The following is a 15,544-nucleotide window of genomic DNA, read 5'->3' as shown; positions in this document are numbered from 1 at the left end:
GGAAATTACTCTCCGTGCAACCATGCTTTTTTGGACAAAAGTTGGTCATCGGTCTCCTCAAAGTTCTCATCGGGCACACAGCAGTCTACAGGACAAACCGAAGCACACTGGGGTTCATCGTGGAATCCCTTACATTCTGTACATTTATCTGGAACGATGAAATAGAACTCATCAGAAATTGGTTCGTTTTCTTCATCAGCATCAATTTCGCTTCCGTTGGAGGGCAAAGTTATTGTTCCGCTCAAAGCAGTTTCATCAGCATACGACCATTCTTCTCCTGGTTCATAGATGGCATTATTGGGACATTCCGAGATACAGGCGTCACAATTAATGCATTCATCGGTAATAATGATAGCCATTGTTATCTAATTTTAGAATTTGATTGTAAATTTAGGATACCCGGCTAGCCTATTTAATGATAAAAATCAGGATTCGTTGCAGGTAACAAAAGTATATTTGTTACCATAGCATTGCTATAGTTTTAAAGAATCAAAAGAAGTTCTACCGATGATTAAATTAGAAAACGAAGGAACCGAAAGCACGGCTCTGGAAGCGGTTGTGGTCCGGTTTGTTGGTGACTCCGGAGATGGAATGCAACTGACAGGGACCCAATTTTCGGATACATCGGCCATGTTTGGTAATGATGTGGCCACCTTTCCCAATTATCCTTCAGAAATACGGGCCCCTCAGGGCAGTTTATATGGTGTTTCCGGATTTCAGGTACATATTGGAAGTATTGAGGTAAGTACCCCCGGGGACAATGTGGACTTGTTGGTGGCAATGAACCCAGCTGGTCTCAAGACCAATCTATATGCCGTTAAGCCTGGGCATACCATTATTGTGGACACAGATTCTTTTACCAAAAAGAATTTGGACAAGGCTGAATACGATTCTAACCCGTTGGAAGATGGTACCCTTGAAAACTATAGGGTCATTGAAGTGGCCATGAGCTCCCTCACAAAGGAAGCTTTACGGGATGTTCAAGGTTTGGACAACAAGACCATCACTAGAAGCAAGAACATGTTTGCTTTGGGAATGGTCTATTGGATGTACCACCGTTCAACTGAGCACACCATTGACTTCTTCAAGAAAAAATTCAAATCAAATCCACTGCTGATCGAGGCCAATACAAAGGTGCTCAATGCAGGGTATTATTTCTCTGAAACGCTGGAACTGATTCCAAACTCTTATACCATTGCACCTGCACAGATGCCTCCTGGCACGTATAGGGTGATCATGGGCAATACAGCAACTGCATGGGGTTTTTTAGCGGCCGCTGAGAAATCGGGTCTTGAATTGTTTTTGGGGTCTTACCCGATTACACCGGCTTCAGATATTTTGCATGAATTGGCAAAGCACAAACATTTTGGAGTCAAGACGTTTCAGGCCGAAGATGAAATTGCAGGAATTACATCAGCTATCGGCGCATCCTTTGCGGGTGACCTGGCCATAACCACCACTTCAGGGCCTGGATTGGCCTTAAAAGGTGAAGCTTTGGGGTTGGCGATGATGGTGGAACTACCTTTGGTAGTAGTAGATGTGCAACGTGGAGGACCTTCAACGGGTTTGCCCACAAAAACGGAGCAATCCGATTTGCTCCAAGCCATGTACGGAAGAAATGGAGAAAGTCCGATTATTGTGATTGCGGCCAGTACTCCGGCCAATTGTTTTGATTTTGCCTACGAAGCGGCCAAATTGAGTCTAGAACATATGACCCCGGTCATTTTAATGACTGATGGCTATATTGCCAACGGTTCTGCTCCGTGGAAAATCCAATCGGTTAGCGAAATGGCAGAGATCAAGAATAACATTGTTAAGCAAGCCGAAGAAAATTGGCAACCCTACAATCGGGATGAGCCCACTTTGGCACGTTCATGGGCCATTCCTGGAACCCCGGGATTGGAACACCGGGTGGGTGGTCTGGAAAAAGACGGCACCACAGGCAATGTTTCCTATGTTCCGGAAAATCATGAGTACATGACCAAGATTAGGGCAGAAAAAATCAAAAGGGTCCAGAACTATATCCCAGAGATTACAGCGGAATTTGCTGAGGAAGGTGATGTTTTGGTCGTTGGCTGGGGCGGTACCTACGGTGCTTTGCATACCGCCGTAAAACAATTGAGTGATGAAGGATATTCCAACATTGGTTTTGCGCATTTCAATTATATCAACCCCTTGCCAAAGAATACCGGTGAGGTTTTGAAGCGTTTCAAAAAAATCATTGTCTGTGAATTGAACAGCGGACAATTTGCCAAGATCTTAAAGATCAACTTTAGCGGATTGGATCCATTACAATATAATAAGGTTCAGGGATTGCCCTTTGGCAATGATGAATTGGTTCAAAAATTCAAACAACTTTTGGCATAGCTATGGAAACTACAGCACAGAAATATACGTTCAAGGATTTTGCTAGTGACCAGGAGGTACGATGGTGCCCTGGGTGCGATGACTATGTCATCTTGCGTGCCATGCAAAAGGCCTTGCCAGAGATGGGAGTTAAAAAGGAAGATGTAGTGTTCATCTCAGGAATTGGGTGTTCTTCACGTTTTCCCTATTATATGGACACTTATGGTATGCACGGCATCCATGGGCGTGCTGCAGCCATAGCTTCCGGTGTTAAATTGGCCAATACAGACCTTAGCGTTTGGGTGATTACTGGAGATGGTGATAGTATGGCCATTGGGGGCAATCATTTTATCCATGTGTTGCGCCGAAACATTGATCTCAACATGATTTTGTTCAACAACAAGATCTATGGATTGACCAAAGGTCAATTTTCACCCACTTCTTCGGTGGGGCAAAAGACTAAATCGTCTCCACACGGAAACACGCAGCCTCCATTTTCTGCAGGGGAACTGGCCATTGGGGCCCAAGCCCGATTTTTTGCCCGGGTAGCAGGCAACACGCCCAAGGAAATGACACAAATTTTTGTTGATGCTGAGAAATTCAATGGAACTACCTTGATCGAGGTTTTGCAAAACTGTGTCATCTTCAACGATGGCTGTTTTACCCAGTTCACAGATAAAACCGTGCGTGAGGACAAGCAATTGCACGTGGAACATGGAAAACCTATGATCTTTGGAAAAAACAAGGATAAAGGGTTGGTCTTGAACGGACTAAAACTTGAGGTGGTCACCTTAGGTGAAAATGGCATCACCGAAGATGACTTGTTGGTGCATGATGCCCATGAGCAGGATCCTACTTTACATCAAATGTTGGTGCGATTGCAATACCCATTGGTCACTGGAATTATTAGGAGTTTTGATGATGTCACTTTAGAAGAAAGAGAGGATTCACTGACCGAACAGGTAAAAGCTAATTCCAATTTTGTAAAGACTGACGACCTCTTTTTCTCTGGGGAAACTTATAAAGTAGATTAATAGTTATAAAATCCTGTACAAGAGATAGGACTTCTACGGTAAGCTAGTTTTGGTTCTACTGATTTTAGCATAAGCAGGTCTAGAGCCCCAGCTGATTTGTTTTTGTTTTCTAAAAACAATCCACCAAAAAAAGAAAAGAGAGGTGGTAATTATAATGACTGAAACTACCCATTTAGGAATTGAATGGGATAAATCTATTAGCATTCCATCATTTGGAAAAATACCAAAGCCGATTAAAGCGGGTAATCTATACCAATAATAACAAGAAACCGCTAGAGCGGAAAAGATGGCAATAAGCTTTTTTGCGGTTAAGAATCTTTTCAAGACCAGAAATAGTCCGCTCGCGACTAGCACACCTAGTAGAGGAAATTCATAAGCTATTACAATTTGTGAGAAGGTAATTGACCCTTCGTAATCGGGAACCTGAAACCATCCCCAGATAAACCCAGGAAAAGCAGCAGTCATAAGAAATCCAGCAATGCGATGATATGCTGTTTTTTTGGATGATACGGGATTGATCGCGGGAGTTGAATCGGGGCACGGGGTCACACAACGGTAACATTTATCACAGTGTATGTTGGGTAATGACAATCTGTTGTTTTGGCCATATAGCTTTTCCACGGGATGAACGGGACATAACCCCGAACACCATCCACTTTTCCATTCAAATAGTAATCCCATGACTATGGCAAATAGTGCCAACGACAATATCAGTATTCCAGTGGCCAGTCCATTAGTATTGAATACTAAATGTCTCAATGGCACAATTAGAAATAACAATATAACAGAGGTAAGATATAATTTTCCTGATTGCGCAGTGGTCAACTTAATTTTCTTGGATAACCCAATATACCTTGGAAAAAGTGCGGTTGATGCCATGGGGCAAACATTTCTCCATACACCAGTGGCAAGGACAAGAAGCAGAGGAGCTATGGGAATTAGGATGTTCCAGAACAAATGGATGCCTAAGGTTGGATAAAAAAACAAATTGAAAACAATGGCCAAGCCTATAAGCCAGACGATGGATTGTATTGTTCTCCAAACTAGTGTGGACTGTGAAGTCGATGGTGTCTTGGATTGCAAACTTGATGTTGCCATATTTGGATTGGGTTATTTAGCACATTGGTTTCTGATCGGCAAAAAGCTCTTCATACTCAGGGGATTCAGCGTTTTAAACCAACCCGGCAAATCCCAAAAAAGCCAGGGACAGTAAGCCTGCTACCAAAAGATTGATAGGTACGCCCTTCATCCCTTTAGGGATGTCTGCCAGTTCCAGATACTCACGAATGCTTGCAAAAACAATTAAGGCAAGGGCAAAACCTATAGAGCTGGAAAACGCAAAGAATACTGCTTTCAACAAACTGGCATCTTCCATTCCCAAAGCCAGAATAGCAACCCCTAGAACCGCACAGTTGGTAGTGATCAAGGGGAGAAATACCCCAAGGGCTTGATAAAGTGGAGGGCTTACTTTTTTAAGGATGATTTCTACCATTTGCACCAGGGCGGCAATCACCAGAATAAAAGTAATCGTCCGCAGATAGTCCAAGCCCATGGGCACCAGCACATATTGGTGCAACAAATAGGTGACCGTGGTAGCAATGGTCATCACAAACAGTACCGCCCCAGACATTCCCCAGGAAGTGGAGACTTTGTTGGAAACACCCAAGAAAGGACAAATCCCTAAAAATTGGGACAGTACAATGTTGTTTACAAAAACGGCACCGATAAGAATGATCACATATTCCATATTACGCGGTTTTTTGGGTCATTTTATTGAACACAACGGCCAGATACGCCAGAGCAATAAAAGCTCCAGGGGGCAGAATAAACAGGATGAAGGTGCTGGCATCCTCAGAGACAAATTTGAACTCAAAAATGCTTCCATTACCTAGAATTTCGCGGGCAGCGCCAAGAGCAGTTAGCGCTATGACAAAACCAACCCCCATACCCAAGGCATCAACGATTGAGGCCAACAGATTGTTTTTGGAGGCAAAGGATTCGGCCCGACCAAGGATGAGGCAGTTTACCACAATCAAAGGGATAAATATGCCCAGTTGCTCATATAAAAATGGGATAAAAGCTTCAAGAACCATCTCTACAATAGTTACAAACGAAGCAATGATGATGATGAAGGCCGGAATCCGAACTTTGTTCGGTACTTGGGTCTTTATCAGCGAAACCACAATGTTTGACATCAACAGCACAAATAAAGTGGCCACCCCCATACCCAATCCGTTAAAGGCCGAGCTAGTCACCCCAAGAGTGGGGCACATCCCCAATAACATTACAAAGACCGGGTTTTCCTTGATGATACCCTTTAAGAAATTTTGTTTGTGGTCCAGTGTGTTCGCCATAATCTTCAATTATTGGGTTTGACCAAGATTTCTTTGTTGTTCATGTAAGCATCATATGCTTGTTGGGTAGCTTCCCCAAAAGCTCGTGTGCTGATTGTAGCTCCGGCCAAAGCATCTACTTCGCCGCCCTCTTTTTTAACCTTTAGGTTGAAGGATGCCGGATTTTTCCCTCGGAATTGTTTCACGAACTTCTCGCTCTTCATTTTGGTACCCAACCCTGGAGTTTCCTTTTGCTCCAGTACTGCGATGTTCTTGATGGTTCCATCTGGTTCAAAACCTACCATTACTTTTACCAATCCACTATATCCTCTTTCCGATGCTCCGGTGACGGCTGCTCCTACAAAAACACTATCCTGAAGAGCTGGATATAGTTCAATACTGTCTTTGGCCTGTTCTATTTTGACTTTGACCACTTCAGAAACCGGTGCATTGTTAAATTGGGGCAAGACCGTTTTTAAAGCATTGACTTTTTTCGCCAGTCGAGCTTTGGCTTTGGGTTCTAATGTGAGGTCATTTACATAGCCCAAGGATAGGCCTGCAGCCAAGGTGATTACAAAGAGCACAAGTACCATGTTGATGAGTGTGGATTCCTTCTTTTTCATAATCACACGATTTTGGCTTTAATTTTTGACCCGAACCTTCGAGGTTTAAAATAGGTATTGATCAGGGGTACAAAAGCGTTCATGATTAAAATAGCAAAGGATATCCCTTCGGGATAGGACCCGAACAAACGGATTACCACGGTAAGGATTCCAATTCCTATGGCAAAGACCACCATTCCTTTTTTGGTCACTGGACTGGTTACCAAATCGGTTGCCATGAAGAATGCACCCAAAATTGCTCCTCCAGAGAGTAAATGAATCAGTGGGCTGGCATAATGCTCAGGGTCAATCCACCAAAAAATACCTGTGAGGACGGCCATGGTCACCAAAAGCGTGACAGGAATATGCCACGTAATCACTTTTCTGATAATTAGGAAAAGCCCTCCTAAAATCAATGCCAATGCTGACATTTCACCCAAGGAACCTCCGGTAATACCCAGAAGCATATCCATGTTTGAAGGCAATTGAGCACTTATTTCCGTCATGGTTTCCCCAAATTGCACACCTTCTTTGATCAATCCCAAGGTGGTAGCTCCCGTGACGGCATCCACTACGGTGGTGTTGTTCTCAACTGCAGTGGGCCAAAGGGTCATTTGTACCGGAAAGGAAATCAATAAAAACACACGCCCTACCAAAGCTGGATTAAATATGTTGAACCCAAGACCTCCAAAAGAAAGTTTGGCCACGCCAATAGCTACCAAACTACCCATTACGATCATCCAGATTGGAATACCTGCTGGTAGGTTGAAGGCTAACAGAATACCTGTGATCAATGCAGAACCGTCACCTATGGTGACCTCGGTTTTCATTAGATATTTTTGAATAAGGTACTCGAACAGTAGACATGAGATTACGGCCGCTGCGGTAGCTATCATTGCATTGATCCCAAAAACGTAGAGTGAGACCAGAAATGCAGGGATCAATGCAATGACAACATCGTACATCAGTTTTTGGGATGTTCTATCTGAGTGTACATGTGGTGAGGCAGAAACAATGATTGGTTGGTCGCTCATAGCTACACTTTTTTCGATTGGAGTTCTTTTGTAATGTTTTTGCCAAATCGGATATAGTCCAAAAGCGGGCGGTGTGAAGGGCATACGTAACTGCACGAGCCACATTCTATACAGGTCATGATATCTTCCTGGGCCGCCTTTTCGAACATGTTTTTTTCGGAGAGGTTCATGAGCAAGTGGGGCTCAAGTCCCATTGGACATACTGAAACGCATTCTCCACAACGGATACAGTTTTTGGGTTCGCCCCTGCTGGCCTCATCTTCGGAAATCACCAAAATTCCGGAAGTTCCCTTGGTCACGGGAACATCAGTACTTTTAAGGGCTTTGCCCATCATGGGGCCACCACTTACAATTTTTCGGGTTCCTTCTGGGATTCCGCCTACCTCTTCCACTAAGTCTTTGATCGGAGTTCCAATTTTCACCCAAAAGTTGGAGGGTTTTTCCAGTTTTTTACCAGTTACGGTGACCACTCGTTCCATAAGGGGCCTATTGTGCTGGATGGCTTGGTAAATTGCATATACGGTACCTACATTGTGAACTACTACCCCTACATCCAGTGGCAACCCATTTTTGGGCACTTCTCTATTTAAGAGGGCCCGTACCAATTGTTTTTCTCCACCTTGGGGATATTTCACCTTTAATGCGGCCACCTGAATCCTTGGTTCTTGAACGCTCAAGGTTTTGAAGGCTTCAATGGCATCCTTTTTATTGTTTTCAATCCCGATGATGGCCCTATCCACCCGAAGAGCATGCATCAGGATTTGGATGCCCACCAGGATTTCCTTGGTCTTTTCCAACATTAACCTATGATCGGCTGTCAGATAAGGTTCACATTCCACCCCGTTGATGATGAGGCAGTCCAGTTTCCGGTCTTCCTTGATATTTAATTTCACATGGGAGGGAAAGGTAGCTCCACCCAGACCTACTATTCCAAAATCGGAAATACGTTGGACTATTTCTTCAGGCTGAAGGGTAATTTCCTTTTTAAGAGGGAAATCAATTTCTTCGAAGTTTGATTCATTCTTCGCATCGGTTCTGATGACGATGCACTGTTTTTTGTAACCACTGGTATCAATGATCATATCCAATTTGGTCACCGTACCTGCCACGGGGGCATGGATGTTGGAGGAAACAAATCCGCCCGATCGGGCTATCACCTGACCAATTTCGACCTTATCCTTTCTGTCCACAATAATTTCCGCTGGAATTCCAATATGTTGCGAAATGGGGACATACACCACTTTGGGTGCTGGTAACCGTTTGATGGTCTTGGTTGAGGTTAATTTGTTCTCCGGAGGATGAACGCCTCCTTTTGGAAACGTTTTAAGCATTGGGCTGGGGTTTTACCGGTTCTACTTTAGCGGTTACTTTGGGTTCCACCTTCTTTTCCTTTCGTGGAGGAAAGTTGGTCTCAATAATGGAATCCGTTGGGCAAACAGGGACACATTTTCTGCAGAGCGTACAATATTCTGGGTCTATGTAGGCAAGGTTGTTTTCCATAACAATCGCATCCTTGGGGCATATATCAAAGCATTTGGAGCAACCGATACAGGCCACGGAACAGGCTTTTTTGGCAATGCCCCCTTTCTCTTCATTCAAACAGCCCACAAAGATTTTAAGGTCTCTCTTGTGCTTGGGACGCATTTCGATAATGTCTCGTGGACAAGCATCCACACACATTCCGCAAGAGGTACACTTGTCGGTAATGACTACTGGAAGACCAGTGGCCTCATCCATATACATGGCATCAAACTGGCAAACGGCTACACAATCCCCATCTCCCAAGCAGCCATATTGACAATCCGTTTCGCCACTATAAATTAGAGCGGAAATAGTACAAGATTTAGGTCCTTGATACTCCGTGGTTTTTGGTCTTACTTCGCAGCTTCCCTGACAGCGTATCACGGCCACGGTAGGGTCCTTTTCGGCGACTTCCTTTCCAAGTGCCTCGGACACCAACTTCATTACATCGTTGCCGCCAACCGGACAAAACAAATCTGAAATATCGTCGGTTCCTACCAACTTTTCAGCAAAGGCCCTACAGCCTGGAGAACCACAACCTGCGCAATTGGCCGCGGGCAATAGCTCCTCGACCTCTGCAATCAATGGATTTTCATAAACATAAAACTTCTTCGATACCACATAGAGGACCAAAGCTGCCACAATTCCCAAAAGGGACAATAAGATTACGCTATGTAGAATAGAATCAGACATGGTCAATGGGTTCTTGATATGGAAACCTTAAAGGTTTTTTTGAAATGGTTATTGAGAAGGTGAATCAAAACATAATAAGGAATGAGTATGAAAAGGGACAACAGACCGGCAAACCATTCCTCAAAAATGGAAGAAGCGATCAGCAGAGTTGCGATCATAATGATAAATGGAAATACGTAGGCCCAGAACACAGCTTTATGGCCAAGACTTTTTCTCAGGGTAACTTCTACTGCTTCATTAACCTTAAAAGAATTGGAGGGGTCTGTGACTTCAATTTCTTTGGAAGCTGAATCAGAAACCCCGCACAGAGCTTTCGCCCTACAAGATTCGCAATGGATGTTCTGATCCAACGCAACAATAATTGAGCTACCGTTGATTTTGGAAACTATACCCGAGTGGATGAATGTATTGCTATCCGCTGGCATTGAAGTCATGACAATTGTTATTTGTCCAAACAAATTACAGGGTGAAACTAATATTTTTGCCCAAGTCATTTTATGATATATATCAGACTTGGATAGGTTTGGAAAGCCATTTCCGTGTAGATCTAACTATAAACCGTTACATTTATGGCAAAGAACCCAAAAAGACGAGGAGACCAAAGATTGTAATGACAACACCCCTAGGATGGTGATAATTTGCATGTTATCAAAGACCTTAAAACAGGGGCAATATTATTTTACCGGTAGTCCGTAGGAGGTTGAATGTAGGATTGGAAAAGCACATATTGTTCTGAAAACACAATTTTTGAAAAAGCTTAAAACTAGACCAGAATGAGAATACTTACATTGTTTTTACTGCTAGCAGTAGTAGGTTGTCGCCAGGCACAACAGCCAGAAGTTGAAAAATGGGAGGCACAGGCCAAAGAGGTAACAATCATCCGAGATGATTTTGGAGTGCCCCATATTTACGGAAAAACTGATGCTGATGCGGTATTTGGATTGCTCTATGCACAATGTGAGGATGATTTTAACCGAGTGGAACAAAATTATATCTGGGCTACAGGCAGGTTGGCTGAAATAGAAGGTGAGGAGGCTTTATACAGTGATCTTCGTGCTAAGCTGTTTATGACCGAGGAAGAGGCCAAGGCCAATTATGAAAAAAGCCCGGAATGGCTGAAAAAGCTTTGTGACGCGTTTGCTGATGGAATCAATTATTACCTGCATACCCATCCAGAGGTGAAACCTAAACTACTAACCCGTTTTGAGCCCTGGATGCCCATGTATTTTAGCGAAGGAAGCATAGGAGGTGATATTGAAAGGATTTCAACTAGAAAAATACAGGGGTTTTATGAGAACATGCAGGAAATTCCAGAGTTGAAACTTCAAAAGAAACAAGAAATGGCAGAACCCCAGGGTTCTAATGGTATTGCCATCTCTGGTGATTTGACCCAATCTGGCAACGCCATGCTGTTGATCAACCCACATACGTCCTTTTACTTTAGAGGAGAGGTGCACGTAGTCAGTGAAGAGGGGTTGAATGCCTATGGCGCTGTTACCTGGGGTCAGTTTTTTGTATATCAGGGCTTCAATGAAAAAACCGGTTGGATGCATACATCGACCTATACCGATGTGATGGATGAGTTCAAAGAAGACGTTGTCAGAATGAAGGATTCGTTGTACTACGTATATGGGGAGGAGTTGAGACCCGTCACAACTTCTGAGGTCACCCTTAAATACAAAGAAGGGAATTCAATGAAGGAAAAAACATTTCCCATGTACCATACCCATCATGGGCCCATAACACATGTGGTAGATGGACGTTGGACCGCTTCAGCCATGATGTGGGAGCCCGTAAAAGCTTTGGAACAATCCTATATAAGAACCAAGCAAGATGGGTACAAAGGATTCCGGGATATGATGGATATCCGCACCAATTCTTCGAACAATACCGTTTATGCCGATGCTGAAGGTAATATTGCTTATTTCCATGGGAATTTTATCCCTAAAAGGGATACAATTTTCAACTATACCCAACCAGTTGATGGAAGCAACCCAAAAACAGATTGGCAAGGGCTTCATACGGTAGATGAGAATATTTTGGTGCTGAACCCTGAAAATGGTTGGATTCAAAACTGCAATTCTACCCCATATACTTCAGCTCTTGAAAACAGCCCTAAAAAGGAAGATTACCCAAAATATATGTCTCGCGACCAAGAGAATTTTCGTGGAGTACATGCCATAGAACTATTGAAGGACCGAAGCGGATACACTTTGGATAGTTTGATTACGTTGGCACATGACCCCTATTTGCCTGCATTCCAAGCGTTGATTCCGGGCTTGGTGAAAGCTTTTGATGCCAATCCGGTTGAAGGACTAAAAGAGCCTATTGAAGCTCTAAGGAATTGGGATTTTATCACTTCAAAAGAATCAGTAGCAATGACGCTCGCTCATTACTATGGTACGCGAAGCTATCAGAAGGCTAATCGTCCAGAGGGAATGTACGCCATGCAGTTGATCAATTTTTGGGGAAGCGAATCTCCCGATGATGAAAAATTGGCTTTGTTCAAGGAAACCGTGGATCAATTGAAAAGCGATTTTGGGACTTGGGAAATGCCATGGGGAGAAGTACATCGGTATCAACGTATCAATGGAGAAATCCGTCAGCCTTTTGACGATTCCAAACCAAGTATTCCCATTGGTTTTGCCAGTGGCAGATGGGGAGCTTTGGCTGCTTATGGAGCTCGCTATGACAACGATACCAAGAAAATTTATGGTACACGAGGAAACAGTTTTGTTGCAGTAGTGGAATTTGGAGAAAAAGTAACCGCTAAAACCATGTTGGCGGGGGGGCAAAGTGGAGACCCAGATTCACCACATTTTGATGACCAAGCGCAACGTTATGCTGATATGCAGTTTAAGGATGCAGCTTACTATAAAGAAGATGTGCTAAAAAGAGCAGTTAGGACTTATAGCCCGGGCGAGTAGAGGTTATTCCTCCTCTTTGACTATAATCAGACTGGCTCTAGATCCGGTGGAAAGGTTCCAACGGTTGTTATGGATTACCTCACCTTTTTCGTTGGCTACCACAACCTGAGCGGTATTGGGGCCGGAAGAACCTTGGTTCAGGGCCTCAAACTCAATGCGATTGAATCCTTGGGTAAGATCTATGTTTACTCCTTTAAAGGAACCGGTGAGCAATACATTGTATTCCACCACCTCGCCGTTTAAGTAGATTTTGATTCGGTCGCCATCAACGTATTCGTGGTCTCGACAGACGATGCCAACAAATTTGGCTGTGGTCTTGATATCACCCAAATATTGATCACCATAATGTTTTTTGGACCCTCTTTTTTCTCTTTCCCCTACTTTAGGATCTAACTCCAAATCATGTCCAGCCTGAACCAGTTCTCTGTCAGGCAACATTTGCACACCGGGCTTTTCATTTTTTGAGGTGAGATTTTCGTCAATAACGGAGGGCATACGCAGCGCGGTACCTTGATTGCTGGATTTTACATCCAGGTTGTTACGTTCCCCAATTTTGAGCGGACGGGTTGTTGGAATATCTCCTTGTGCCTGCAATAAGGAGAATCCAAAACTAAATACCATAAGAAAAAGGGCAAACCTTTTCATAGCAAATTGGTCGTATTGTTTTACTAAAGTTAACAAATACCTTGCCATGAGCATAATAAAGAGAAGTTAAATCGTTGAAGTGAACCTTCAAAAGTTAAGATTATAGTAGAGGGATAATAAAGACAATCATAGAAAAACAAAGCTGAAAAGTGTTACTTAAAGTTGTAAATTGTTAGGGGAAGTAATGAATCTCCTTTTCTAGTAATCTAATAAGAAATGGAAAAAAGACAATTTTTAAAGCACCTAGGGCGGGCAACTATGGTAGCGCCCTTTGTGCCATGGACTGCCAATGGAAATAAAGCTCCGTCTATACCTCAACCGTATCCCAATACTGATGATGACCGTTTTTGGGAACGAATAAGGGAGGATTTTGATCTTAAACCGGACTACATCAACTTGGAGAATGGGTATTACTGCATTACCCCAAGGCCAATCATGCAAAAGTTGCATGAGCATACCCAAATGGTAAATTATGAAGGTTCCTTTTACATGAGGAACAAACAATGGGAAAATAAAGAAAGGGTAACGCAGAAATTGGCAAAATTTGTGGGTTGTCGGTCAGAGTCACTAATTATTACCAGAAATACCACAGAGTCCTTGGATATGATTATTGGCGGTTTCCCTTGGGAAAAGGGAGATGAGGCCATTTTCGCTGAACAGGATTATGGCGCCATGAAGGATCATTTCTATTTGGTACGTGACCGATATGGGATTGTCTGCAAAGAAGTTTCCGTTCCCAATCATCCCAAATCCGATGATGAAATTGTAGAGTTATACGAATCTCAGATTACACCCAAGACCAAATTGTTGATGGTGTGCCACATGATAAACATTACCGGGCATATATTGCCCATTAAAAAAATCTGCGAAATGGCACACAAGCATGGAGTTGAAGTTATGGTGGACGGGGCCCATGCTGTTGGACACATTGATGTTAATATTGAGGAGCTCAACTGTGATTACTATGGCTCCAGTCTTCATAAATGGTTAAGTGCTCCTTTGGGAAATGGATTATTATATGTGGCCCCAAAGAATATCTCAAAAATATGGCCTTTGCTAGCGGAACATAAAAGGGAAGAGACCGATATTTTGCGCTTGAATCATACGGGGACCAATCCAGTACACATTTATTTGGCCATTAATGAGGCCATTGATTATTTGGAGCTTATCGGTATCCGCCGAAAAGAGGAAAGGCTACGATTTTTACAAAAATACTGGAGCGACCAATTGCGAAATATTCCAAATATTAGCGTTAATACCCCAAAGGAAGGTCAACGAAGTTGCGGTATTGGCAATGTGGGGATCACTCATATAAAACCTGAAGATTTGGCCAAAGTACTTTTGGATGAGTTCAAGATATGGACCGTGGCCATTGATGGGTTCAACGTGCGAGGATGCCGGATAACCCCCAATATTTATACAACCACTAAGGAATTGGACACTTTTGTAACCGCTATGAAAACATTGGCCAAACGGATTTGATGGTTTTGCTTCAACACGAATACATAGTGTTATTTTTTCATATAATCCCTTAATTTTTCAGGACCTTCCAGCAATACCCTAACTATCTGGAGCGTACCATCCACTTTAGTGGAAATATGCCATTTGATCAATGAAATCTCCCCATGGACCAGTTCAATCCCGGTGATACTCCTTGGGTGTACACAGCTTCCGTCGTTGAAAAAGGGAATTTGACCAGGTTCGGGAAATCTGGGTCTGTGGGTATGGCCTGCAATAGTGATTCTAAGATTGTTTTTTAGAATCCAACGTTTTATCCTTTTTTCAATCCTAATAAGTTCCTTATAATTCTTTGCAGGACTTGTTGGGTCGGCAATACCAACTACTTGCAAGGGCTTCCAAAGTATTCTAACCAAAAAGCGACCTATCCGCCAACATACATAATTCCACCAATCTGCTTGGTGCCCGTGGGTACAAAAGAGTTCCTGTCCGGTTTCCTTATGCTTTAGCACAACGGCTTCATGATAAGTAATTCCCTTAAAAAGTGCCTTATCAGAGTCATCTATAGGTTCAAAATAGCTAGAGAGGTGTTTGTCCACATAGTTTTTGTCCCGATAAACCATATCATGATTGCCCCAAAGCATGTGCAACCTTTTTTCTAGATGGAAACGGCGCAACAGCTGATAGACGTTTTTGTGTGCTTCAAAAATGGATTCAAAGGTCAAATTCTCCCATAGCTCATCACCATCTCCGAGTTCACAGTATTGAAACCCCTCACGGTGGTAATGGTTCAATGCATGAAAATATATGTTCCTGTTGTTGGCAAAATCGTCAGCGAAGCTATTGTCCCCCCTGTGGCAATCACTAAAAAAAATGAACTTGGAATCATCATCAAAAGGGATGACTTTGGCATTCTTGTACGCTCTGTCTAATCTAGAATAGGAGGACATC

16 protein-coding genes are annotated in these 15,544 nt (G+C 43.1%); 5 read left to right on the top strand and 11 right to left on the bottom strand.

Translation table 11 applies throughout. The features are described from left to right. Window positions 1-5: 5 nt before the first annotated feature. Window positions 6-359 carry a 4Fe-4S dicluster domain-containing protein gene (locus DX873_RS08850; RefSeq protein WP_116184096.1) on the bottom strand — a complete coding sequence of 118 codons (354 nt, stop codon included), beginning with the start codon at window positions 357-359 and terminating at the stop codon, window positions 6-8. Between the two features lie 148 nt (window positions 360-507). On the opposite strand from DX873_RS08850, the gene DX873_RS08845 reads away from it, so the two are divergent. Both DX873_RS08845 and DX873_RS08840 read left to right on the top strand, forming a co-directional pair. Beyond that, window positions 508-2,367: a 2-oxoacid:acceptor oxidoreductase subunit alpha gene (locus DX873_RS08845; protein ID WP_116184095.1), complete on the top strand. Its 1,860-nt coding sequence runs from the start codon at window positions 508-510 to the stop codon at window positions 2,365-2,367. Between the two features lie 2 nt (window positions 2,368-2,369). Beyond that, entirely contained in the window at window positions 2,370-3,380 is a 1,011-nt protein-coding gene (locus DX873_RS08840; RefSeq protein WP_116184094.1) for a 2-oxoacid:ferredoxin oxidoreductase subunit beta, read from the top strand. A 33-nt stretch (window positions 3,381-3,413) separates the two neighbouring features. Here the strand turns inward: DX873_RS08840 and DX873_RS08835 are convergent, their stop codons facing one another. Further along, window positions 3,414-3,845 carry a hypothetical protein gene (locus DX873_RS08835; RefSeq protein ID WP_147296635.1) on the bottom strand — a complete coding sequence of 144 codons (432 nt, stop codon included), beginning with the start codon at window positions 3,843-3,845 and terminating at the stop codon, window positions 3,414-3,416. A gap of 214 nt (window positions 3,846-4,059) precedes the next feature. On the opposite strand from DX873_RS08835, the gene DX873_RS08830 reads away from it, so the two are divergent. Next, window positions 4,060-4,359, top strand: coding sequence for a hypothetical protein (locus DX873_RS08830; RefSeq protein ID WP_116184092.1), 300 nt, complete (start codon window positions 4,060-4,062; stop codon window positions 4,357-4,359). A gap of 192 nt (window positions 4,360-4,551) precedes the next feature. On the opposite strand, the gene rsxA is transcribed toward DX873_RS08830, so the two are convergent. From rsxA to DX873_RS08795, 7 genes are read right to left on the bottom strand one after another with little or no spacing between them, the layout of a single operon-like run. Continuing rightward, window positions 4,552-5,127 carry an electron transport complex subunit RsxA gene (gene rsxA, locus DX873_RS08825; protein ID WP_116184091.1) on the bottom strand — a complete coding sequence of 192 codons (576 nt, stop codon included), beginning with the start codon at window positions 5,125-5,127 and terminating at the stop codon, window positions 4,552-4,554. A 1-nt stretch (window position 5,128) separates the two neighbouring features. Beyond that, the gene (locus DX873_RS08820; protein WP_181899457.1) at window positions 5,129-5,734 is read right to left on the bottom strand and encodes an RnfABCDGE type electron transport complex subunit E; all 606 of its coding nucleotides are present in this window, start codon (window positions 5,732-5,734) and stop codon (window positions 5,129-5,131) included. Between the two features lie 5 nt (window positions 5,735-5,739). Beyond that, on the bottom strand, window positions 5,740-6,336 hold the full coding sequence (locus DX873_RS08815; protein ID WP_116184090.1) for an RnfABCDGE type electron transport complex subunit G: 597 nt from the start codon (window positions 6,334-6,336) through the stop codon (window positions 5,740-5,742). 2 nt (window positions 6,337-6,338) lie between these two features. Beyond that, on the bottom strand, window positions 6,339-7,349 hold the full coding sequence (locus tag DX873_RS08810) for an RnfABCDGE type electron transport complex subunit D (protein WP_116184089.1): 1,011 nt from the start codon (window positions 7,347-7,349) through the stop codon (window positions 6,339-6,341). A gap of 2 nt (window positions 7,350-7,351) precedes the next feature. After that, window positions 7,352-8,680: an electron transport complex subunit RsxC gene (gene rsxC / locus DX873_RS08805; RefSeq protein ID WP_116184088.1), complete on the bottom strand. Its 1,329-nt coding sequence runs from the start codon at window positions 8,678-8,680 to the stop codon at window positions 7,352-7,354. After that, window positions 8,673-9,563, bottom strand: coding sequence for a Fe-S cluster domain-containing protein (locus DX873_RS08800; RefSeq protein ID WP_116184087.1), 891 nt, complete (start codon window positions 9,561-9,563; stop codon window positions 8,673-8,675). Before DX873_RS08800 ends, rsxC begins: the two co-directional genes overlap by 8 nt. 2 nt (window positions 9,564-9,565) lie before the next feature. Continuing rightward, a complete protein-coding gene (locus tag DX873_RS08795) occupies window positions 9,566-9,997 on the bottom strand; it encodes a SoxR reducing system RseC family protein (protein WP_181899456.1) in 432 nt (143 codons plus the stop codon). A gap of 339 nt (window positions 9,998-10,336) precedes the next feature. Between DX873_RS08795 and DX873_RS08790 the strand changes: the two genes are divergently transcribed. Further along, window positions 10,337-12,490: an acylase gene (locus DX873_RS08790; protein ID WP_116184085.1), complete on the top strand. Its 2,154-nt coding sequence runs from the start codon at window positions 10,337-10,339 to the stop codon at window positions 12,488-12,490. A gap of 3 nt (window positions 12,491-12,493) precedes the next feature. Here DX873_RS08790 and DX873_RS08785 read toward each other — a convergent pair whose 3' ends face one another. Next, window positions 12,494-13,135 (bottom strand): hypothetical protein, encoded by a 642-nt coding sequence (locus DX873_RS08785; protein ID WP_116184847.1) that lies wholly within the window; start codon window positions 13,133-13,135, stop codon window positions 12,494-12,496. A 216-nt stretch (window positions 13,136-13,351) separates the two neighbouring features. On the opposite strand from DX873_RS08785, the gene DX873_RS08780 reads away from it, so the two are divergent. Beyond that, window positions 13,352-14,617 (top strand): aminotransferase class V-fold PLP-dependent enzyme, encoded by a 1,266-nt coding sequence (locus DX873_RS08780; protein ID WP_116184084.1) that lies wholly within the window; start codon window positions 13,352-13,354, stop codon window positions 14,615-14,617. A 29-nt stretch (window positions 14,618-14,646) separates the two neighbouring features. On the opposite strand, the gene DX873_RS08775 is transcribed toward DX873_RS08780, so the two are convergent. Then, window positions 14,647-15,543: a metallophosphoesterase gene (locus DX873_RS08775; RefSeq protein WP_116184083.1), complete on the bottom strand. Its 897-nt coding sequence runs from the start codon at window positions 15,541-15,543 to the stop codon at window positions 14,647-14,649. Window position 15,544 lies beyond the last annotated feature (1 nt).

The organism is Flagellimonas nanhaiensis, assembly GCF_003382275.1.
Taxonomy (GTDB): Bacteria; Bacteroidota; Bacteroidia; order Flavobacteriales; family Flavobacteriaceae; genus Flagellimonas; species Flagellimonas nanhaiensis.
The sequence above is the reverse complement of the archived record's forward strand: the minus strand, read 5'-3'. Positions and strand labels throughout refer to the sequence as shown.